20 protein-coding genes are annotated in these 21,055 nt (G+C 56.4%); 11 read left to right on the top strand and 9 right to left on the bottom strand.

The genetic code is table 11. From position 1 onward, the window contains the following. Positions 1-14 precede the first annotated feature (14 nt). A complete protein-coding gene (locus tag H6G62_RS08720; protein WP_190494138.1) occupies positions 15-1,607 on the top strand; it encodes an Hsp70 family protein in 1,593 nt (530 codons plus the stop codon). On the opposite strand, the gene H6G62_RS08715 is transcribed toward H6G62_RS08720, so the two are convergent. Further along, on the bottom strand, positions 1,533-2,357 hold the full coding sequence (locus H6G62_RS08715) for an ATP-dependent Zn protease (protein ID WP_190494136.1): 825 nt from the start codon (positions 2,355-2,357) through the stop codon (positions 1,533-1,535). The genes H6G62_RS08720 and H6G62_RS08715 overlap by 75 nt on opposite strands. Before the next feature lie 105 nt (positions 2,358-2,462). Between H6G62_RS08715 and H6G62_RS08710 the strand changes: the two genes are divergently transcribed. Continuing rightward, on the top strand, positions 2,463-4,322 hold the full coding sequence (locus H6G62_RS08710) for a hypothetical protein (protein ID WP_190494134.1): 1,860 nt from the start codon (positions 2,463-2,465) through the stop codon (positions 4,320-4,322). Between the two features lie 42 nt (positions 4,323-4,364). Further along, positions 4,365-5,108 (top strand): cytochrome c biogenesis protein CcdA, encoded by a 744-nt coding sequence (locus H6G62_RS08705; protein ID WP_190494192.1) that lies wholly within the window; start codon positions 4,365-4,367, stop codon positions 5,106-5,108. 92 nt (positions 5,109-5,200) lie between these two features. Here H6G62_RS08705 and H6G62_RS08700 read toward each other — a convergent pair whose 3' ends face one another. From H6G62_RS08700 to H6G62_RS08675, 6 genes are all read right to left on the bottom strand, one after another. Beyond that, a complete protein-coding gene (locus tag H6G62_RS08700; protein WP_190494132.1) occupies positions 5,201-5,413 on the bottom strand; it encodes a type II toxin-antitoxin system HicB family antitoxin in 213 nt (70 codons plus the stop codon). Between the two features lies 1 nt (position 5,414). Next, complete coding sequence (locus tag H6G62_RS08695) at positions 5,415-5,663, bottom strand: type II toxin-antitoxin system HicA family toxin (RefSeq protein WP_190494131.1); 249 nt, start codon at positions 5,661-5,663, stop codon at positions 5,415-5,417. 12 nt (positions 5,664-5,675) lie between these two features. Then, positions 5,676-7,949, bottom strand: coding sequence for an HNH endonuclease (locus tag H6G62_RS08690; RefSeq protein WP_347239317.1), 2,274 nt, complete (start codon positions 7,947-7,949; stop codon positions 5,676-5,678). A gap of 468 nt (positions 7,950-8,417) precedes the next feature. Next, positions 8,418-8,894, bottom strand: coding sequence for a hypothetical protein (locus H6G62_RS08685; protein ID WP_199324842.1), 477 nt, complete (start codon positions 8,892-8,894; stop codon positions 8,418-8,420). Positions 8,895-8,944: 50 nt separating this feature from the next. Further along, the gene (locus tag H6G62_RS08680; protein WP_199324841.1) at positions 8,945-9,442 is read right to left on the bottom strand and encodes a hypothetical protein; all 498 of its coding nucleotides are present in this window, start codon (positions 9,440-9,442) and stop codon (positions 8,945-8,947) included. A 51-nt stretch (positions 9,443-9,493) separates the two neighbouring features. Continuing rightward, complete coding sequence (locus tag H6G62_RS08675) at positions 9,494-9,688, bottom strand: hypothetical protein (protein WP_190494127.1); 195 nt, start codon at positions 9,686-9,688, stop codon at positions 9,494-9,496. 47 nt (positions 9,689-9,735) lie between these two features. Here H6G62_RS08675 and H6G62_RS08670 point away from each other — a divergent pair, with 47 nt between their 5' ends. From H6G62_RS08670 to H6G62_RS08635, 8 genes are all read left to right on the top strand, one after another. Beyond that, positions 9,736-11,151: a cytochrome c biogenesis protein gene (locus H6G62_RS08670; protein ID WP_190494126.1), complete on the top strand. Its 1,416-nt coding sequence runs from the start codon at positions 9,736-9,738 to the stop codon at positions 11,149-11,151. A gap of 127 nt (positions 11,152-11,278) precedes the next feature. Next, positions 11,279-12,283 (top strand): energy-coupling factor transporter transmembrane protein EcfT, encoded by a 1,005-nt coding sequence (locus H6G62_RS08665; protein WP_190494124.1) that lies wholly within the window; start codon positions 11,279-11,281, stop codon positions 12,281-12,283. 111 nt (positions 12,284-12,394) lie between these two features. Then, complete coding sequence (locus tag H6G62_RS08660; RefSeq protein WP_190494121.1) at positions 12,395-13,918, top strand: anthranilate synthase component I; 1,524 nt, start codon at positions 12,395-12,397, stop codon at positions 13,916-13,918. A gap of 266 nt (positions 13,919-14,184) precedes the next feature. After that, positions 14,185-14,457 (top strand): transcriptional coactivator PipX, encoded by a 273-nt coding sequence (gene pipX, locus H6G62_RS08655; RefSeq protein WP_190494119.1) that lies wholly within the window; start codon positions 14,185-14,187, stop codon positions 14,455-14,457. A 13-nt stretch (positions 14,458-14,470) separates the two neighbouring features. Further along, positions 14,471-15,157: a YggS family pyridoxal phosphate-dependent enzyme gene (locus tag H6G62_RS08650; protein WP_242051896.1), complete on the top strand. Its 687-nt coding sequence runs from the start codon at positions 14,471-14,473 to the stop codon at positions 15,155-15,157. Positions 15,158-15,777: 620 nt separating this feature from the next. Further along, positions 15,778-16,374, top strand: a complete 597-nt coding sequence (locus H6G62_RS08645; protein ID WP_190494117.1) for a cell division protein SepF — start codon at positions 15,778-15,780, stop codon at positions 16,372-16,374. A 255-nt stretch (positions 16,375-16,629) separates the two neighbouring features. Then, positions 16,630-17,442, top strand: coding sequence for a pyrroline-5-carboxylate reductase (proC, locus tag H6G62_RS08640; RefSeq protein WP_190494115.1), 813 nt, complete (start codon positions 16,630-16,632; stop codon positions 17,440-17,442). A gap of 117 nt (positions 17,443-17,559) precedes the next feature. Then, positions 17,560-17,862: a hypothetical protein gene (locus tag H6G62_RS08635; RefSeq protein WP_190494113.1), complete on the top strand. Its 303-nt coding sequence runs from the start codon at positions 17,560-17,562 to the stop codon at positions 17,860-17,862. Here H6G62_RS08635 and H6G62_RS28555 read toward each other — a convergent pair. Then, complete coding sequence (locus H6G62_RS28555; protein ID WP_190494111.1) at positions 17,818-19,692, bottom strand: diguanylate cyclase; 1,875 nt, start codon at positions 19,690-19,692, stop codon at positions 17,818-17,820. The genes H6G62_RS08635 and H6G62_RS28555 overlap by 45 nt on opposite strands. Positions 19,693-19,865: 173 nt before the next feature. Then, positions 19,866-21,026, bottom strand: a complete 1,161-nt coding sequence (locus H6G62_RS08625) for an alanine--glyoxylate aminotransferase family protein (RefSeq protein WP_190494100.1) — start codon at positions 21,024-21,026, stop codon at positions 19,866-19,868. Positions 21,027-21,055: the final 29 nt, after the last annotated feature.

Here is a 21,055-nt window from a genome sequence, read left to right as displayed (position 1 = left end):
TGTCTGCCTGCACGATGACCCTTGCCATTGATTTTGGAACCAGCAATACCGTGGTCAGCCGCTGGAATGAAGCCCTCCAGCAGCCAGAAACCCTCTCCCTACCCGGTCTGAGCATGACCCTGGGCAACGACCCGCCCCTGGTGCCCAGTTTGGCCTACGTAGAACGGCTGGGGGCTGACGGCCTAGTGGTGGGGCAGGCGGTGCGGGATCGGGGGCTGGATATGAGTACCGATCCGCGTTTTTTCCGTAATGTGAAGCGCGGCATTGGGGTGCCTTGGCGAGGTTTTTTGCCAGAAATCGAGGGCCAAATCGTTACCTTTGACCAGGTGGGGCAATGGTTTCTAGAGGCCGTGCTCAACCGGGCCAAGGAACAGACCGGAGATAGCGACAGCCTGGTGTTCACCGTGCCCGTAGACAGCTTTGAAGCCTACCGTCTGTGGCTGGGGGAACTGGCGGAACGGCTAGATTTTGGCCAAGTGCGCATGATCGACGAACCCACCGCCGCCGCCCTCGGCTATGGCCTCAGCCAAGAGAAAACCCTGCTGGTGATGGACTTCGGCGGCGGCACGTTGGATTGGTCGCTGGTGCAGTTGGCTACCCCGGTGGAACAGGCTCCCATGGGGTTCATGCTGAAGTGGGGCCGCAAGAAACCCGACCAGAACAGCGCCCAACGCCCCCAAACGGCGCGGGTGTTGGCCAAGGCGGGGGAAAACCTCGGTGGGGCAGATATTGACAACTGGCTGGTGGATCACTTTCACGTCACCCAAAACTTACCGATCACCGCCCTGACCCAACGGCTAGCGGAACGCCTGAAGATTCGCCTTTCCGACACGCCCACCGCCCAGGAAGCCTACTTCGACGACGGGACTTTCGACACCTACGACCTCAGCCTGAACCGTGAGCAATTCGACCATATTCTCAGCCAACACCAGTTTCTCGACCGACTAGAGGCCAGCCTCAACCAGGTGCTTCAGCAGGCTCGTCGTCAGGGGGTGGCCCCAGAGGACATTGAAGCGGTGCTGTTGGTGGGGGGGACGGCCCAAATCCCCGCTGTCCAAACCTGGGTGCAGCAGCGCTTCCCCGCCGAAAAAATCAAAGCCGACCGCCCCTTCGAGGCTGTGGCCCAGGGTGCCCTGCAAGTGGGGCTGGGGCTGGAAGTGTCCGACTTTCTCTACCACAGCTACGGCATCCGCTACTGGGATCGGCGCAACAACGCCCACGGCTGGCATCCGATTATTCCCCAGGGCCAACCCTACCCCATGGCTCAGTCCGTCGAGCTGACGTTGGGAGCTTCGGTGGAAAAACAGCCCAGCATCGAGCTAATCATCGGCGAACTGGGGGAAGCCGCCACCCAAACCGAGGTCTATTTTGAAAACGGTCGCCTGGTGACCCGCCAACTCAGTGAGTCCAGCCGCACCGTCCAGCCCCTCAACGATAAGGACGGTGCCCGCACCATCGCCCAACTCAATCCCCCCGGTTTTCCCGGCAGCGACCGTGTGCGCGTCCTGTTTTCCGTCGATGCCAATCGCCTATTACGCATCACCGTCGAAGACATTTTGACCGGGGATACCCTGATGGCCAACCAAGCCGTCGTCAAACTCAGCTAAAAACTCAGCACAGGTGCGCCGCACCAACTCGCGACAGGTGTCTACCGAGGCCCGTTTGGCCATGGCGTTGACAAGGGCATCCAAGGCGTCTCGGTGTTTTTCGAGCAGGGTTTTGGCTTGGAGGGTGGCCCAGCGCTGTTTCACGGTGGCCTCTAGGTCGGATTTACCCAACCCGCGCCAAAGCTGCCGCAACGCTTGCACATCGCCATCGCCACCCAGGGCATCGCCGTAGACCATTTGTTCCGCCGCTAGACCCGCCATCCACACCTGGCTGTAGCGGTCGAGCCATTGGGGCGTCAGGGCATTGGGTAGCCTATCGTTGAAGTTATCCCCAAACCCAAAGATGATGCCGCCCTGCCCCGGTAGCCCTTGCCGCCACGCCCCCCAGGTGGTGAGGGTGTAGCCTTGGACGGGAATATCCAGCAGAATTGCCGTTAGCAGGTGTCCGGCTTCGTGGTACGTCACCCGCTGCCGATGCACTGGGGAAAACCAGGCCAGCCCATCGGTGATCAGGTTGCCGATACGCCCTTGGAGGTTGAGTTGATCGAGGGTGAACACCCCCAGCCCGGTTGCCGCTACCCCTGCCACTAGGGCCGGGGACAGGTGGACGAGGGGGCCAAGTAGGCTGGCCATGGTCATGCCAAAGATGACGACGGCAATGGCGTTGAGGGTGGTATCGCGCATGGGGGGTAGGGCCGATGAGAGTTCCGAGAAGATTGAATCGCGCAAATGGGGCGCAGCGTATATCATTATCGTCAAGTTTAGGGGTGCCGACAAACGCTCTCTAGGCTCTAGTGTTTCCCAGGCAGGCTCAGGTGGGCTGGGCCTGGGCTTGGTTGAATTGGGAGAGGCGCAATGCCGCAAGCAATGCAAGGCATGATTATTGGGCTGCTGATCAGCTTGCTGGTCGGCATCACTGTTGGGTTTTACCTCCGCCAAAGCCGGATTAATGCACTGGCGGCGGCCCTCAAAACGAGCCAGGATCGAGAGCCGATCTTGCAGCGGGATCATGAGGAACGCCTACGCACCGCCACGGCCCAACTTCAGCAGGACTACGAGGCCCAACTGGCGGACAAGATCGAACGCTATCAGCGTCAGTACGAGGCCCAACGCCAGCAGCTTGAGGCGGAATACGAAGCCCGCCAGAACCTAGTGCCCGGTAGCCCTGGAGGATCTGGCCTGGATTCCCAGGATCCTAACCTGCCCGCCGAGGCTTGGGCCACGGCCCCTGTCAGCGAGTATGAGGCCCAGTTGCGGCAACAATACGAAGCCCGCCTGAAGGAAAATTCTCGCAAAATTCAGCAAGCCTACGAGCAACACCTGCGGGAGACCCTTGCCACCGAGCGCGACGCCCAGCAGCGGGACTATGACCAACGCCTTGCCGACGCCATCGCCCACTACCAGGACGAAGCCGACGCCCGCCTTGCCGATGCCCTTCAGGAACAGGGTTTGGTGGCCCAAGCCGAGGTCAATGGACAGGGGGCTGGCCTGGTGGATGAAACCCAGATGCAAGATCGCCTCGCCACCCTGGAGGCTGAACTGCGCACCGCCTACGACCGTCGCTTAGCCGAGCGCATTGAGCAATACCAGGATGAAATGTCCCAACGCATCGCCCAGCTAGAGCAGGAATTTGCCGCCCGCCTACAAATGGCCCAGGCCGCTCAGCCCGCCGATGAGCCCCCGTCCCTCGATCTGCCTGCCAATGCCGATCTTGAAGCCCGATTTCAGGCCGAGTATGATCGACGGCTGGCGGAGGCGGTCGCCCGTCACCAAGATGATCTGACCGAACGGATCCAAGCCCTTACCGAAGACTACGAAGCTAGGCTCCAGATGGCCCAGGACGGGGGAGATGAGGGAGATGCCAACACCCCAGATGATGAGGACTCCCTACGCCAGCAGCTTGAAACCGAACTGCGGGCCGAATACGACCTGCAACTGGCGGAAAAGCTGACCCAGGTTCAGATGGATTTCGACCAACGTGCCCAGGATTTTCAAGACGGACTCATGGCCACGATGGATCCCTTTGTGGACACTGCCGTTGAGGCAGAAGCCCTAGGGGAGGAAGGCTTTGATACGGCCCCCTTCCCAGACTTGGGGGCCGATCCAGCCGCCACGGCTTTCGTCGATGACGCTGGCCCTACCCTAGGAGAACCGGGTGCTGACCTAGCTGGGGATGTCGCCTGGGCCGATTCCAGCATGGACTCTGCTGACGATGGCAGGTTTGACCAGAATGATGCGGATCCAGACAGCATCGGGGAGGATCCCTTCGGTGAAGATCCTTTTGGCGAGGTTCCCTTGGATTTAGACGACGACGGTTCGGAGGACTTGGCGTTTGAGGATTCAGGATTTGAGGATTCAGGATTTGAGGATTCAGGATTTGAGGACTCAGGATTGGATAACTTGACCTTTGAAGACTCAGCCGTGGTGGATCCCCCAGACAACCCTTGGCCAGAAACATCCACGGAGGGGGATAATTCCACCGCAGACATCGATTCTGCCTTCAACCTGGACGACCTCGATCTATCGGCCCTGTCCGATGACGATCTGGCCCTAGGCAACCTGGACGACGAGGACATCTTCAACCTCGAAACCCTAGCCCAGAAGGCCGGAGTGGATTTGGGCGAACTCAACAACCTCCTGAACCAACCCGATTCCTCCACCGCCGAGGGTGAATCCACCGACTTCAGGGATGAGGATTGGGGCAACCTGAGCTAAATCGCTACAATGGGGATCGCTGTTTTTGTGCCTGCCCCCGGAATGTTCGAGAGCCTCCAGCTTTATCTATACGACCTCAGCCAGTGGGCCAACCAGTTGGTGAATGCCCAACTCACCCACGTTTCCCCCATGAGTTTGACCGTGGTGGCGATGGCGGGGTTACTCACCAGTTTGTCCCCCTGTTTGCTGTCCATGCTGCCGATTATGGTGGGCTACATGGGCGGCTACGACAGCGACACCCGCCAGGAATCCGTTCTGCGTTCCCTCGGTTTTGCCCTGGGGCTGGCGACCACCCTGGCGGTTTTGGGTCTAGTGGCGGGGCTGTTTGGCTATGTCTATGGTCAGGTGGCCATTGGTCTGCCGCTGGTGGTCAGCGCCGTTGCCATTGTGATGGGGCTGAATTTGCTGGGAGTGTTACCCCTCGCCCTACCCAGCCTGGGCAATCTCGATGCCAGCCAGTGGAACCTGCCCCCCTGGCTGAAAGCCTACGCCCTGGGGTTGACCTTCGGTATTGTGGCATCCCCGTGCAGCACCCCAGTTTTAGCAACGCTGTTGGCCTGGATTTCCGCCACCCAAAACCCCCTCCTAGGCAGTGCCTTTCTGTTGGCCTATGCCGTGGGCTACGTAACGCCCCTGGTGCTGGCGGGCACCTTCACCTCCACCCTCAAGCGCCTGCTCTCCCTACGCCAGTGGTCAAGCTGGATTACCCCCGCCAGCGGTGTAGTGTTGCTGGTGTTTGGGGTGTTTTCTCTTTTAAATCGCCTAGTCCCGTCGAGCTTGGTGTAATTGGATTTGCGATGGATAGACAGCGCATTGCGGCCAAGGGATTGCTCTTAAAATTAGCCAAAATGGTTTAAGACGCGAATGTATCCTATGGGTTAGGCAAACAGAAGACGGCCTTTGGGCGTAGGAATGGGACGACCTAATGCTTGAGCGGTTTCAATCCATTCTTGAATGACAACCTCGGCATTGGCCACCGCTGCTTGATAGGTTTCCCCATCTGCCGCACAACCGGGTAATTCAGGAACCTCCACAATGCAGGACTGATCCTCTTCACTCCAGTAGATAATGAGTTCGTACTTAATGGCCATGCTAATTACCTAACCTATATTTCAAAATGAGGTTTCTCACTTGCTTAACCTGATAAGCTTTCGCTTTTCCCTGCTTTGGCTGAAGGTTGAGGATTTCCTCGATGTCATCTTTTGAAAAAATGTGATGACTTCCTCGGATACGCTCATCAAATCCTAAAGTTTGTAAAAGCTGACACAGTGAATCAAAAGGGATATTGGCATCCGAAGTTCCCCGCAGAATCTTGGCTAGAAGCTTATCTTGTTGAGTCATACAAGTTCTAAATTATTCGGATACACAGATCTGAATATCTTGAAGATAAGCACAGCCAAGCTTTTGGTGGATGCCAGCTATCAGGTCATTTTTGCAGGATAAGAGCCAGTCGGGATCGTTTCCTTTATGGAGATGAATTGTCCACACGTAGTAGTGAGGGCTTCTTCGATTAGTAAAATCACAATCAATAGCTTTCACTGCTCGACAGTGGTAGAAAATATTGATGACCCTGGTTAGGCTACGAATAGGATTGTTGTCGTTATTGGGCTTGCTAAGTAAATTTTGCAACTCAATTCTATCCTTAGATTTTTCCAGAGGGGATTGAGTCTGCCTAAAGTTTATTTCATGCGTTCCCACATATTTCGTACTATTACAGGGTTGGCATAGCAACTGTCCATTTTCAATGACAGTCGGCCCACCAAACATGCGAGGCGTAATGTGATCAACCTGTAGTCTTACTCTTCGGTCATCAATGCCGCAGCAAAGACATCGATAGCCATCCCTTTGAACAATTTGCGCTTTTTGTTCTGGAGTAAAACTTGTTGACTGTGGCGGTGGCGTCGTCGGTGGCGTCGTCGGTGGCGGTGAACCTGTCTCTTTATCTAGGATTCTCATGATCGCCGCACTGGCCGCTGTTTCAAATCGACTAAAGGTTTTATAAAACGTCTTCCATAGCGATCCAGGACTGGAGAATTCCTTTTTCAGTTCTTCTTTTAAAGTCTTGAAACTTAAGTCAGTCCAGGCTTCTGCTAGATTGTCTAGATTATACCGCCATCGATCCGCAAAGGAGTAATAGGAAGGTTTTTCTTCAGTTTGGGCAACGTGGCGTACAAGACGGGCTAGATCGGCATAAAGTTTATTGCCAAAGTTGTCTGCTTCTAAATCAAAATATTGCGCAGCCCATGGTTCTATTTGAGATTGGCACCAACTTTCTGATAGATCTTCTCTCGCCCACTCATCATCAAGATTTTTGTTATTAGAGATAAACTCAATAAAGTCATCAAACTTATCTTTGTTGTGCTCATAGGCCATGACAAACTCAACGAAACTCTCCATAGAGTCTGTTTGCCCGTCTGTATTGGCATAGACTACATCCGTCTGATACCAACCTACAGGAAAGATGGCCGAAAATGGGGGAAGAGGAATATCAGGATTTTTGATATGCCTTGCGAGTTCCTCTACCAAACAGATAGAAATATATTCGAGGGGAAAGTAGCCCTTGACCGAAGGCTTGTTATCGACAGTATCACCACCGTCTGGAACCGCCCAATCGATTAAGCGTTCCCATTCATCGAAGAACAGTACAATATTGGCTTCACTTCCGCCACCAGCCTTTTCACCGCGTAAGGCTCGACCTATCATTTGGGTCATCAAGATCGAACTTGTGGTTTGTCGCGTTAAGAAGACCGTCCGCACGGAAGGAACATCTGCCCCTTCCGTCAGCATTCTGACGTTGATTAGCACATCTAATGGAGCGTCATTGCCGTACTCATCCTTTCCAGTCTTGAAGCGTTCTAGAATTTTCTGGTTCTTATTGGCATCGCGCTGATTAGAGCCTGTTTCCGAACCAGGATCAGCACCAATGTGGGAATAAATGGCATCTGCTTGAATGCCTTTCTCTAGCAGCTTTTCCTTTAAATACACACACTGAAACCATCGGTCGGCAAAAATGATGGTTTTGCCATACTTCTCTTTGTTCTTCACATAGGCATTAACAATTAGGTTATTCCGATCCTTATCCCTAGCCAGAATTTCAATAATTGACTCTGGCAGATCCTTATGTTGCCTAGTTAGGCTATAGAATAGCTTATCATCGACTTCTACCTTCTTCCCAGTAGGGACTTCTATATAGTTAGGTCTTGCTAAAATACCCTGAGCAATTAGAGTAGCTTTTTCAGCCTCATAAATGACTTTATCTTTGAAAATATCCCATAGCCAACCTCGAATAGCCCTGTCATTATGTGTGGGAGTGGCTGTTAGTCCTAGAAACTGCGACTTTGGCAGCAGTGTACGTAATCCAGGCTTAGACTCTGAGTTGCCAATCAATAAATTTCGACAGCCATAGGCAGGAGAGTGATGAGCCTCGTCGATCACTACGAAGAATTCCGAATCTTGATAGTGCTCTACATATTCTCGGAGAGCTGTTTTACAAATTTTTCCAAAGCCATCTAGAGCATTAGTGTTCAAATTGCTAATGGCAGTTGGGATGCTCATAATGATAACGTCATCAGTCAACTCGATGGATGACGCTGGGGCATGGTGAGAATTACTAGAAACACGCCTGATATTCAGATATTGCCTAGAAGAGCTAATCTCATGCGCGTTGTTATATAATTCTGTGAAAGCTTGATCGAGCAGGTAGAAGGAAGGAGCAAGTCAGAGAATTCTGATGTTGTTTGGAATAACATGATCTATCAGCCACTTTACAGATGTAAAGGTTTTTCCAGCTCCGGTGGGCAAGGCTAGAATCCCGCTACCTGTCTTGCCTGAATTAGAGCGGAAGGTTTTATTCAACGCTGCAAAGGATTCAATCTGGTGCTGAAAAGGGTGCCTGAGGGGGTAGTTAGCTCGTTGTTCTCTCAACTCGTCCAAATTGAGCGATACGTATCCCATTGGTGTACTCCTAGAGAGTTGAGAGATAGCCGCACGGAGCTACGGCGGTTGCAAGGCCAAAGCCTCTACTGTTCTAACAAACTCTCTGGTGGAAGCTAAGTAGAGTTACGAAAATTAAGGATGTCTTCTCTTTCTAACCAATTAGATTGAATCCTGCGCTGAATCCCGATCCAACACCTGCTGATACTCCTCAAGCTGCGCCAGGGCCAGGGCTAATGCTTGTCGGTGGTCGTTGGTGGGGTCGAGTTGATGCCGGATTTGTGCCGCAAGGCATCGTATTTGGCATCGATCTCGTCGAGTTTCTCGTTCACGCGCTTCAGCCTCTCTTTCCGCTGCTTCGCGATCTCGTCGAGCCTCGCGTTCTCTTGCTTCAGCCAAGCGGTTTGTTTCTCGATTTCGACGGTTCCACTCAACGCCGAAATTAGCCAGTGTAGCCAAGAGGGCCGCCACGGTGAATCGGTTGCTCCAGAGACGGGGTTGGGCGATGAATCCGAGGAGGGGGAAATCTTGGACATCGTAGAACCGTAGAAAAGCAATGGCGAGGGTTAGCACCGCCAGGGTGGTAGCAGGCAGCAGGGAAAGAAAATTCAGCCAAACGGGGCGAGTGAATAGTCCCATTCTAACGGAGGGGTTTTGTGGCCCGATTTTAGGCCCAGTCCAAGGCTCACTCAACCGTCGAATGGCGGAACGTTGTCAGCCAAGTCCCGATCCAACACCTGCTGATACTCCTCAAGCTGGGCCAAGGCCAGGGCTAATTCTCGTCGGTGGTCGTCGGTGGGGTCGAGTTGGTAGCGGACTTGCGCCGCAAGGCATCGTACTTGGCATCGATCTCGGCTAAGGTCTCGTTGACGCGCTTCAGCCTCACGTTCTCTTGTCTCAGCTTCTCGCTGTCTTGCTTCAGCCTCTCGCTGTCTTGCTTCAGCCAAGCGGTTTGTTTCTCGATTTCGACGGTTCCACTCAACGCCGAAATTAGCCAGTGTAGCCAAGAGGGCCGCCACGGTGAATCGGTTGCTCCAAAGGCGGGGTTGGTCGATGAATCCGAGGAGGGGGAAATCTTGGACATCGTAGAACCGTAGAAAGGCAATGGCGAGGGTCAGCACCGCCAGGGTGGTGGCAGGCAGCAGGGAAAGAAAATTCAGCCAAACGGGGCGGGTGAATAGTCCCATTCTAACGTGAGGTGTTGTGTGGCCCGATTTTAGGCCAAGACCAAGGCTCACTCAACCGTCAAATGGCGGAACGTTGTCAGCCAAGTCCCGATCCAACACCTGCTGATACTCCTCAAGTTGGGCCAGGGCCAGGGCTAGTTCTCGTCGGTGGTCGTCGGTGGGGGCGAGTTGATACCGGACTTGCGCCGCAAGGCATCGTACTTGGAGTCGATCTCGGCTAATGTCTCGTTGACGCGCTTCAGCCAAGCGGTTTGGAATTGCGGTAGGTTGTCTATAGATATATTCGTGACGGTATGACATCTTCTGAGGCTTCCCCGACCGGGCTGTGGCATGGGTTGCGGCACTATTTCAAGCAGGACTTGCTGCCCCTGCTGGCGGATCTGCGCTTGGCGATTGTGCTGTTGCTGACCATTGCCCTGTTTAGCATTGCGGGCACGGTGCTAGAGCAGGGCCAAACCCTAGAGTTTTACCAAACCAACTATCCAGAGGATCCGGCGCTCTTCGGCTTCCTCAGTTGGAAGGTGATTTTGCCCCTTGGCCTCGACCATGTCTATCGCACCTGGTGGTTTTTGGCGTTGCTGATCGTGTTTGGGGCCAGCCTCACCGCCTGCACCTTCACCCGCCAACTGCCTGCCCTAGGAGCGGCCCAAGGCTGGAAGTACTACACCCAGCCCCGCCAGTTCCAAAAGCTGGCCCTCAGCACCAGCCTCACCGATGCGGATTTGGCCATCCTGGCGACGAGTTTGGGGAAACGCCACTACCGAGTGTTTCAGGAAGGCGACTCCCTCTACGGACGCAAGGGCATCGTCGGGCGCATTGGGCCGATTATCGTCCATGCCAGCATGATTTTGATTTTGCTGGGGGCGATCCTGGGCGCGATGACCGGATTTTTTGCCCAGGAAATTGTGCCCAGCGGCGACACCTTTCGGATTCAAAACATTTTTGATGCGGGGCCATGGGCCAGGGCGCAAATCCCGACGGATTGGGCGGTACGGGTGAATCGCTTTTGGATTGATTACACCCCCGACGGCAACATCGACCAGTTTTATTCCGACCTCTCGGTGGTGGATGCGGCGGGGACGGAGCTAGACCGCAAAACCATCCACGTCAACGAACCCCTGCGCTACCGAGGCGTCACCCTCTACCAGGCCGATTGGGGCATTGCGGCGGTGCAAATTCAGCTTAACCAAAGCCCCGTCCTACAACTGCCCATGCAGCTTCTCGATACCAACGGCCCCCGCTTTTGGGGAACATGGGTGCCCACCAGCCCCGACCTCAGTACAGGCGTTACCCTCCTCGCCCGTGACCTCCAGGGAACCGCGCTCATCTACGACAACGACGGCCAACTCACCGCCACCCTGCGATCTGGCATGGCCACCACCGTCAACGGCGTCACCCTGCGTCTGGTGGATGTGATCGGCAGCACCGGACTGCAAATCAAAGCCGATCCCGGCATTCCCCTCGTCTATGCAGGCTTTGGGCTGTTGATGCTGGGGGTGATGATGAGCTACGTCTCTCACTCCCAAGTCTGGGCCTTGGTTCAGGACGGCATTCTCTACGTGGGGGGCCGCACCAACCGTGCCCAGGTCGCCTTTGAGCGCGAACTACTCACCCTCCTAGAAACCCTCCCTGCCCCAAAGACCCTCACCCTAAACGACCCGGAAGCCCTCACCCTAAATCCCTCTCCCAAAATGGGAGAGGGACTTTGAAAAACTTCCGGCCCCCCTCTCCCTCCTGGGAGAGGGGCTGGGGGTGAGGGCCGAGGACTTGGCCTCTAACCCCTTAATTTCCTGTTGATTTCGTCAATTTTCCTGCTCTCATCTTGGCAACGGCCCTATGGATCTGCTTCGCTCCCTGCCCATTGGTCTTTATTTAGAACAGCCCGTCACTTGGCTGCATCGGCTGGATCCGAGGGTCAAGATGGTGTGGCTGATGAGCATTTTGGTAACGCCCATTTTGGCCAATGCCCAGTGGCGCTTTGCCCTGGTGGGGTTGCTGCTGGTGCTGACGATCTCCGCCCGCATTCCCTACCGGGTGTGGCGGCAACAGTTGGGCTGGCTAGCCTTGTTGAGTTTAGCGGTGATGCTACTCACCTTTGTGATGCCCGATGGCCTGGAGGTGAGCCAGCCCGACCGAATGCCCCCGGCAGAAGTGCTCAACCCAGCCGTATCGGAAACGCAATCCGGGACTGAATCGGGGGATCAATCAGCCGTAGAACCTGACAATCAGGGGGAATCCCCGTCTGGGGATCAGCCTAATCCCGAAGTCTCCGCTCCTCCCTTGCCCCAGCCCACGGCCTACCGCTTTGTGGTATTTCAGTGGGGGCCGATTACCGTCACCCGGCGATCCCTGGATTTGGGCATTCGGGTGGGTACTCTATTATTTACGCTGATCTACGGCACCAACCTATATCTGCTGACCACCGCCCCCGAAGAAATCACCTTGGCCCTAGAAGCCCTGATGAAGCCCCTGCGCTGGTTTCGGGTTCCGGTGACGGAAATTGCCCTAACAGTAACGCTCTCCCTGCGGTTCATTCCCCTGGTATTAGAAGAAGTGCAAAACCTGGTGCGATCTGTACAGACACGGGCGATTAACTGGCAAAAACTGGGGGTACGCGGCTCGGCCCAGGTGTGGCTGGCGGTGGTGGAACGGTTGCTCGAAAACCTGCTGCTGCGAGCCGAACAAATCGCCGCCGCCATGGAAGTCCGTGGCTTCACTAGCCCCAACCAACACCAAGTCCGCTGGTATCAGTTGATTTTGCGCCGCTGGGATTGGTTCGCCCTAGGTCTGCTGGTCGTCCTCTGGTGGCTGCGCCTATCCTGGGGGCAAAATACCCTTTAATTCAGATCTGGGCGAGGGCACCTCGCCCCTACCAGCGCCCAATTCCTCGACTCCCGACTCCCGACTCCCGACTCCCGACTCCCGACTCCCGATTCCCCATTCCCAACGGCCTTGACCCCTCCCACTCCCCAACCCCAACCCTGGCACCTGCGCTCCCTGCCCCTCAACCAGCGCACAGGCACCGAGATTTTCCAAGCCCTCTACGGTTCTCTACTCGATCAGCCCCCCAGTCTAGAGACTTTGGCGGTGCTGCTTGAAAGTCCGTACCCATTGCCAGAATTGGCCCAACCCCACCAGGCCCACAGTCGCTACTCAATTTGCGCTGGCCCGCCTCGGTTTTTGGATGGACAACCCCAACTATGGACACCGGATTTGGGTGAAATCCTGCCAATGCTCGCGCAACGGTTGCAGGGGAGATCAGCGCTAAACCTGATCGGTGATGAGGCCCGCCGAGCCGAGCAAACGCTGCCGTTTACCGGGGGCTGGCTAGGCTGGCTGGGCTACGATTTAGCCTGGGAAATTGAGCGATTGCCAAGCCAGAATCTTGATCCCCTCCCTTTTCCTGTGGCGTTGTGGTACGAACCTGCCACGTTTGCAGTATTGGATCATGCAGAACAACGGCTCTGGTTAGCGGCCACTGACGAATCTGACTTAGGCCGTCTTGTTGGCAAAGTAGGGGATCTTGTAGGCCAGGATTCCCTAGATTTACGAAATTCCGACCCGTCCCAAAGCAACGATCCCCAGCGATCCCAGGATCCAAAATCCCCCCTTACCCTAGGCATGACGGCTGAGGAGTACCAAGCTGCCGTGGTCAAAGCCAAGCAGCATATCCAGGCGGGGGATGTGTTTCAAGTGAATCTCTCCCTGCGGTTTTCTACCCAAACCACCGCCCCAAGCTGGGATCTCTATCGGCAGTTGCACCGCATCAACCCCTCCCCCTTTGCCTGCTACTGGCATACCCCCTGGGGCGATGTGATTAGCTGCTCCCCAGAGCGGTTGATTCAGGTGCGGGGAAATCAGGCCCAAACGCGCCCCATTGCGGGCACCCGTCCGCGAGGGCACACCGCCGCCGAAGATGCCGCCTATGCCGAAACCCTGCTCAGCAACCCCAAGGAACGGGCGGAACACATCATGCTGGTGGATTTGGAGCGCAACGATCTAGGGCGCGTCTGCCAGTGGGGCACGGTGCAGGTGGATGAACTGCTGACGGTGGAGTACTACAGCCATGTGATGCACCTGGTGAGCAATGTGGTGGGGCAGTTGTTGCCGGACAAAACGGCGGTGGATTTGATTCAAGCCGCCTTTCCAGGAGGCACCATCACCGGATGCCCCAAGGTGCGTTGTATGGAAATCATCGAAGCCCTGGAGCCTGTCCGTCGCAGTCTGTTCTATGGTTCCTGCGGCTATCTGGATCGGCGCGGCTATCTGGATTTGAACATTCTGATTCGCACGCTGCTCTACGGCCATAGCAAGGGTCAGGGTGGGAATCCGGGGGAGCCCGCGACGGTGTGGGGCCAGGTAGGGGCGGGCATTGTGGCCGACAGCCAGCCCGACCGGGAGTGGCGCGAATCGCTGCAAAAGGCGAAGGCCCAGCTTTTGGCCTTGGGGATCACCCTGGCCGATGACCGGGCGTGAGCGGGTGAGGAGACCTCACCCCTACCCTCGCGAAACCTGTAGGGGCAAGGTCTCCCTGACCCACCAACGGAGGGGCATCATCCCAGATTTTGTATCCGCCCTAGCCAGGGAAAATGGGGGGCGACTATCAGGAATGGCGCAAATTAAGTAGGGATTAAGACCTAAAAGTTCTAGAATGCCGAACAGGTTTTAAAATGGGTGTTGCCATTTTGACTGTTCATCTTGGCTTTTCCCTGTAGAGACCTTCATCGTCGTTCCTAACTTGAATGAGCACAGAAACCTATCTCAATCATCCCAACTTCGGCCTGCTCTTCAGGGTCTGCATGGTCGAAGAGGGGCAGGAGTTGTTTGCCACGCTCTATGCCCAGCGCTTGTTCTTCCTGGTCACCAATTCCGCCACTGAAGGGATCGTCTTCCAGCCCCTAGGCCGGAGCAATGCCCGTCAAATGCTGGAAAATCGAATGCGGTTGCTCCGTCGAGCCGGACAGCAGGCCGACTACAACCAGCTTCAGGTCACCTACAAGCAAACCTTTCAATGATGGCGATTGAGTTATGGCGATGGCCTCAGCCCAGCAAATCACCACGCGGATTTTGGAACTGCAAGCCACGTTGCCCTCCACGGTAACCCTAGTGGCGGTGACCAAACTCCTCCCCACCGAGGTGATTCGCATTGCCTACGCGGCGGGGGTGCGCCATTTTGGCGAAAGCCGGGTCCAGGAAGCCATCGCTAAACAGACGGAACTTCAGGACTGTCCCGATATCACCTGGCATTTGATCGGCCATCTGCAAACCAACAAGGCCCGAAAGGCGGTGGAACATTTTCAATGGATCCATTCCGTCGATAGCCTGAAACTGGCGGAGCGACTGAACCAGGTGGCGGCGGAACTGGGCAAACGCCCCCACAGCTGCCTTCAGGTCAAAATGGTGCCCGACCCGCCCAAGGCAGGGTTTGACCTGGCCGAACTCGAAGCCGCCCTGCCCACCCTCAATCAGCTCACCCATCTGGATCTCTGTGGGTTGATGGCGATTCCGCCTCAAAATTCTCGCCCCGCTGAGATTCAGCAGATTTTTGAGGATGCCAAGCAACTGGCAGATCGCATCAACCAATCCAACTTTTCAAACCTCAAGATTCATCAGCTTTCCATGGGCATGTCCGGCGACTATCCCCTGGCCTTGGCCGCTGGAACGACCCTAATCCGCCTCGGCACCACCCTGTTTGGCCCCCGCCCTACTCCCTAGCCCCCGCCCCGCCGCTAGGCTCCATTTCCCCCTGTTCTCAAGGCCCGTTTCGTCGAGAAGGGTGTGGCCCCTTGAAACCCTCTGGCAGATGTCGTAAGCTTTGTAAATCAAGGGGTTCAGTCGTTTTTGGAACGGGATTTAGCGCCCTCAAAGGGGTGATTCTGGGGCGCTAAATTAGGGAAATTTTTAACTAAATGTAAAGCCCCTATCCGTTTTAAAAAATTCGTGTATACTGTGGCTCAATATTCTGCACGCAGGATATTTACAAGGTCTGTGCGCCTTTCGCATCCGTCCCATCAGGTGCCTCGTGATTGCCCATCGGCGATCCCTTTCAAGCGTCGTTCTTGGCTCAAGCCGTCACTCCTAGTATGGCTGTGCTGCCGAGCTGGAAGGGGTTGCACCCAAGGTAGGAATCGTCGGGTCAGACTGTCAAAAACGACAGTCTGAAAGGGGAAAACCCTACCGTCCATCGATTTATCTAAGTTTTTGAAAAAATCGTTGGCAAATTGATAATAGGCGCTATCATGGCCATCGGATAACCAAAGGGTGTGCAGCCCCGTGATCAACTCATCGGGTGTGCCCCAGCCTAAGAGAGTGATAGTCATCGTGGAGTGTAAGTTGTGAGCAATGTCTTCGCTAAACTGCGGGATTTCGTTGGCCTCAACGACCCAGCAGATTATGAGTACGAGTACGAAGAAATGGATGGTGAGGAGTACCAAAACCTGTATCAGGAAGAAAATCCTCAGCCCCCGGTTCAGCCCATGCCCGAAGAGCCTCGCCGCAGCCGTCGCCTGCGCGAGCGTCCAATGACCTCTGATACAGGAATGACCCCCATGGCCAGCAATGTAATTGGTATGCCCGGTGCGATGAACGGCACCTCTGAAGTGGTGGTGATGGAGCCCCGCACCTTCGAGGAAATGCCCCAGGCCATCCAGGCGCTACGGGAACGCAAGTCGGTGGTGTTAAACCTCACCATTATGGATCCCGACCAAGCCCAACGCGCCGTAGATTTTGTGGCGGGCGGCACCTACGCCATTGATGGTCACCAAGAGCGCATTGGCGAAAGCATTTTCCTGTTCACCCCCAACTGCGTGCAGGTGAGCACCCCCACCGAGTACGAAGAAGAAACCTTCGTGGGTCAGCCTCAATCGATGCCCATGGCCGGACAGATGCCCCCCGCCCCCGCCTGGGGCGAGCAAATGGCTCGCATGGCCTAAGCTTGCCGTGGCATCCAGATCGACCCAGGCGGTTAGATCTGCTTGCCCTGGCTTTGCCCATGACATGGGTGCTCAAACTTAGGCTATCCACCAGCGTGACTGCTCTCGTAGTCTGGGCCGATCTTCATTTAGGATCGGCCCAGACTTGTTGCGTATTGGTGCTGAGCCTACGGGGCTGAGCCTGTGGGGCTGTTTAGCGGCCATTTTAACTTGGTGTATGGTGAACCTAGTGGATGGATGGCAGCGGTAAACACCATGGCAGAGAAAACCTTAGGGGTAATTGGCGGCGGCGTGATGGGGGAAGCCCTTCTGTCTCGCTTGATCGATCAGGGTATTTTTGAGGCGTCGCAGATTATCGTGAGCGATCCTCAGCCCGCCCGCCGCGAGTTTTTAGAACAGACCTATGGGGTCAGCACCACGACGGATAATGCCGCAGTGGTGGCCCAGTCGGACACGATTCTGCTGGCGATTAAGCCCCAAATGTTAACCACCGTGGCCGAGGATCTGTCCGCCCGTGCCCCCCAGGCCGCTTCACCCCTGGGATTGTCTATCTTGGCGGGGATTCCCCTGGTTCGCCTAGAACAAGCCTTCCCCGGTTGGGCCATGGTGCGGGCCATGCCGAATACTCCGGCCACCGTGGGCGCAGGGGTGACGGCCATTGCCCCTGGAACCAGCGCTACCCCGGATCAGGTGCAGTGGGCCAAGACGATTTTTGCCAGCGTCGGCGAAGTCGTGGAAGTACCGGAATCCCTCATGGATGCCGTCACCGCCCTGTCGGGTTCCGGGCCAGGGTATGTGGCGCTGATGGTAGAAGCCCTAGCCGATGGGGGCGTCGCTGTGGGCTTACCGAGGGCCACCGCCATGCAGTTGGCCATCCAAACCTTGAAGGGCACCGCCGAGCTATTACAACACAGCCAGATACACCCTGGTGTGCTCAAGGATCGCGTCACCAGTCCGGGAGGCACCACCATTGCTGGCATTGCCCAACTAGAGGCGGCGGGTCTACGGTCGGCGTTGATTGAAGCGGTGCGGGCGGCTCATCAGCGCTCGGTGGAACTAGGGCAGTAGGCGCGTGTCCCAGGGATGGAAGGTAACCCTGCCCAGACGATAGGAATTCTGGCCGATGCGGGTACGATACTGAAGAGGGGAGCTACGATTTCGTCTGATGTATAGGGTCGTTTTGCTATGGATGCGCTCACCCGTTTACTGGTTCAAGTTTTGATTGCCGCTGTTTGTGCCACCTTGGCGAATTTTTTGGTGCCCCGTCGGGTGCCCGGTAAGGCAGTGGGGTTAGTCATCATTGGCTTAACTGGGGTGTTTTTGGGGGAATGGGTAGTCAATAACCTGCTCACCCAGTACAACCTCAACTTCCCCTGGCTCACCTGGGCCTTTATGGGGGTACCGATTCTACCCTCCGTGGTTGGCTCCATGATTGTGCTGTACCTAGTGTCCGCCTTCCTCAGTTGGGGACGCTATGGGAATCGGTAGGTGGCCCAGGTCGCAGGTCATCAGTCTGGTTTCCGCTGAGTCTGCGGCCACGATGTAGCGATCTCGGCCCTGTTGCTTGGCCTGATAGAGGGCTTGATCGGCCTGGTCAATCAGGGTGTGTGGGGCCTGGGTTTGGGTGGGCTGAGCCGAGGCAATACCTAGGCTGACGGTCACATAGGGGTGATTGGGGATACTGCCGTGGGGCAGATGGGCGGAGGCAATTTCCTGGCGAACGAATTCTGCCGTATGGATGGATCCTGCCAGGTTGGTATTGGGCAGAATGATGGCAAATTCCTCACCGCCGTAGCGAGCGGCTAGGTCGGCAGGGCGCTTAATAGATCGACGAATGGCCGCCGCCACCTGTTCTAGACAAGCATCTCCCGCTAGGTGGCCGTAGGTGTCGTTATAGGGCTTGAAATAGTCGATATCCAGCAAAATGAGGCTGAGGGGAGCTTTTTCGCGGGTTAGGCGTCGCCATTCCTGGTCGAGGTAGTCGTCAAAGTAGCGACGGTTGGCCAGCCCGGTGAGTTTGTCGTGGGTGGCGAGGTGCTTAAGTTCCTGATTGGCCCGCTGCACCTGCTCATACAGCTCCGACTTTTGGATGGCAATGGCCAACTGATTCGCCAACTGGGCCAGGGTATCCACCTCGAGGTCGCTCCATGGGCGGGGGCCATCACACTGCTGACAAGCCAGCAAACCCCAGAGGTAATCCCCCTGCAAAATGGGCAGCACCAGGTTGGCCCGCACCTCAAGCTGGGTCAGCATGTTGACATAGCACTGCGAGAGGGCAGAATTGTTGACATCTATCACCCGATGAATGCGCCCCTTGATATAGGCTTGTATAGCGGTATGGTTGATTGAAAAACAGCGGTCTTCGATCTGAGTCTGACGTAACGACAGGGCCGCATCCGACACAGCCTCAGCAACGACTCGCCCACGGCCATCTACACCCTCAAATTGGTAGACCATCACCCGCTGGGTCTGCATCATCTGGCGTAGTTCTTCCACCGCCGTTTCGAGCACCTCTTGTAGATCGAGGGACTGGGAAATGCGCCGCGTTACTTGGGCTAATACCCGATCCCGTTGGGCCTGCTGGCGAAAGAGTTCGGCCTGGTTCACCAGTTTTTGCTCGGCCACCACCATGGAGGTGATGTCGCGCACCATAATCAGTACCTCCGTTTCGCCCATGGGCACGACCCGTACCTCCTCGTGGCGCAGACTGCCCTGCACCTCAATGTCCTGGCGGTAGATCTGGCGGAGTCCGGTTTCTAGGGCTTGGCGGGTGTAGTGAAGGCGCTTCTCCGCTAGGGCGTGGGGCAGCAAATCGTAGATCGAGGCGCGTTGGTCGGGGCATAGATCTTGCCACAGCAATACTTCGTCGCTCTTGCCGAGGTAGAGACAGTGGCCGTCCTTCGTCATCCGCACGATCAAATCGGGGATGGCCCGCAGAATCGCCTGCTGGTTGCCACCATCGAGATCGAGGGCGTGACCTTCGATGCATAGCCCCCGGCGTCCATCGGCCAAGGCTAGAACAGACCCTAGACATTGCAGCGGCGGGCCATTCACGGCAACCGCGATGGGGCAACTTGTGGGTGGTGGTGATCCTGCGGTGAGGGCTTGACGATAACACCGCAACAGATGCCCCCAGCCTGATTCATGGGTCTGCATCCAGTCCGATGCCTCATCCACGGCCTTCAGCCCCATCCAGGTGAGGGCGGGCGAGTTGGCCCACAGCAAATCGAGGGTCTCTAAATCGTAGAGCCAGATGGGGGTTTGTAAGGTATCTAGCAGGGAAGGGGGCCAATCCTGAGGGAAGGCCTGAGATCCCACAGGATCCCTATTATGGCTACGATTATTCACCCTAAATCTTGTTACTCCGTGTCCAACTACTGACCGAGGGCTGACCCCAACCCTGAGGCTGGCCTTGCCCACCTGTCATGCCCCTATCCTTAGGATAGATCCAAATCCGTTGAGCCTAGGCCGGACACGGAGGCCAATTCTCCTTAGTCCAGGACGGTCTTCAGGGCCTGAAGTAGGGTATCGACGTGCTGAGGATCGCTGTTGTGGCCCATCAAGCCAATGCGCCACACCCGGCCCGCCAGTTCACCCAGGCCACCGCCGACTTCAATGTTGTGCTCGGTCAGCAGTTGCCGCCCCACCGCCTTAGCATCCACGCCATCGGGCACGCGCACGGTGGTGAGGGTGGGCAAGCGAAATTCCTGGGGCACATGGCAAGACAGACCCAACTCCGCCAGCCCCGCCCAGAGATATTCCGCCGTGGATTGGTGCCGCTGCCAGCGGGCCTCTAGCCCTTCCTCCGCTAAGAGGCGCAGGGCTTCCCGCAGGGCGTAGGTGAGGTTGATAGGAGCCGTATGGTGGTAGACCCTAGCGCTGCCCCAATACTGCCGCAGCAGGGCCGCATCCAAATACCAGTTGGCCACGGGTTTGGCGCGGCGTTCCAGCTTTTCCACCGCCCGTGGCCCCATGGTGAAGGGAGAGATACCGGGGGCGCAGCTCAGCCCCTTTTGGCTACAGCTATAGGCTAAATCCACCTGCCAATCGTCGAGGAAAATCGGCACACCGCCCAAACTGGTGACGGTATCCACCACCAGCAGACAGCCCTGCTCTCGGCAGGCCGCCCCCACTCCTTCCAAGGGCTGACGTACCCCGGTGGAGGTTTCGGCGTGGACGATGGCCATCACAGCGGGCTGGTGGGTCTTCAGGGCGGCGGTAATTTCCTCTAGGGTGAAGGCTTCACCCCAGGGCTTTTGGATGGTGACCACCTCGGCCCCGTAGCGCTGGGCCATGTTCACCAGGCGATGGCCAAAGTAGCCCTTCACCGCCACCAGCACCCGATCCCCCGGCTCAATGGCGTTGGCGAGGGTGGCTTCCATCGCCGCTGATCCGGTTCCGGCAATGGCGTAGGTGAGTTCATGATCAGTCTGCCAGGTGTAGCGCAGCAGTTCCTGCACCTCGTCCATCATCGCGAGGTAATCGGGATCTAAATGGCCGAGGGGCTGATGATTCATGGCCGCAATCACCTGGGGATGCGCGTTCGACGGCCCCGGCCCCAGCAGCAGGCGATCTGGCACCACCAGCGGAGCCAGGGTGGAACGGTGGGTATCGCGAACGGTGGGGGAAGGAATAGAGGGTGCAGTGACCATGGCAAAGCCTCGCGTTTAGGGCCGAAGGA

It is taken from the genome of Phormidium sp. FACHB-1136, from assembly GCF_014697375.1.
Classification (GTDB): domain Bacteria; phylum Cyanobacteriota; class Cyanobacteriia; order Phormidesmidales; family Phormidesmidaceae; genus Nodosilinea.
The sequence above is the reverse complement of the archived record's forward strand: the minus strand, read 5'-3'. Positions and strand labels throughout refer to the sequence as shown.

Bases quoted from the DNA above. Each gene is read 5' to 3' on its own strand.
- H6G62_RS08720 (WP_190494138.1), top strand. From the start codon at position 15: ATGACCCTTGCCATTGATTTTGGAACCAGCAATACCGTGGTCAGCCGC.
- H6G62_RS08715 (WP_190494136.1), bottom strand. From the start codon at position 2,357: ATGATATACGCTGCGCCCCATTTGCGCGATTCAATCTTCTCGGAACTC.
- H6G62_RS08710 (WP_190494134.1), top strand. From the start codon at position 2,463: ATGCCGCAAGCAATGCAAGGCATGATTATTGGGCTGCTGATCAGCTTG.
- H6G62_RS08705 (WP_190494192.1), top strand. From the start codon at position 4,365: ATGTTCGAGAGCCTCCAGCTTTATCTATACGACCTCAGCCAGTGGGCC.
- H6G62_RS08700 (WP_190494132.1), bottom strand. From the start codon at position 5,413: ATGGCCATTAAGTACGAACTCATTATCTACTGGAGTGAAGAGGATCAG.
- H6G62_RS08695 (WP_190494131.1), bottom strand. From the start codon at position 5,663: ATGACTCAACAAGATAAGCTTCTAGCCAAGATTCTGCGGGGAACTTCG.
- H6G62_RS08685 (WP_199324842.1), bottom strand. From the start codon at position 8,894: ATGGGACTATTCACTCGCCCCGTTTGGCTGAATTTTCTTTCCCTGCTG.
- H6G62_RS08680 (WP_199324841.1), bottom strand. From the start codon at position 9,442: ATGGGACTATTCACCCGCCCCGTTTGGCTGAATTTTCTTTCCCTGCTG.
- H6G62_RS08670 (WP_190494126.1), top strand. From the start codon at position 9,736: ATGACATCTTCTGAGGCTTCCCCGACCGGGCTGTGGCATGGGTTGCGG.
- H6G62_RS08665 (WP_190494124.1), top strand. From the start codon at position 11,279: ATGGATCTGCTTCGCTCCCTGCCCATTGGTCTTTATTTAGAACAGCCC.
- pipX (WP_190494119.1), top strand. From the start codon at position 14,185: ATGAGCACAGAAACCTATCTCAATCATCCCAACTTCGGCCTGCTCTTC.
- H6G62_RS08650 (WP_242051896.1), top strand. From the start codon at position 14,471: ATGGCGATGGCCTCAGCCCAGCAAATCACCACGCGGATTTTGGAACTG.
- proC (WP_190494115.1), top strand. From the start codon at position 16,630: ATGGCAGAGAAAACCTTAGGGGTAATTGGCGGCGGCGTGATGGGGGAA.
- H6G62_RS08635 (WP_190494113.1), top strand. From the start codon at position 17,560: ATGGATGCGCTCACCCGTTTACTGGTTCAAGTTTTGATTGCCGCTGTT.
- H6G62_RS08625 (WP_190494100.1), bottom strand. From the start codon at position 21,026: ATGGTCACTGCACCCTCTATTCCTTCCCCCACCGTTCGCGATACCCAC.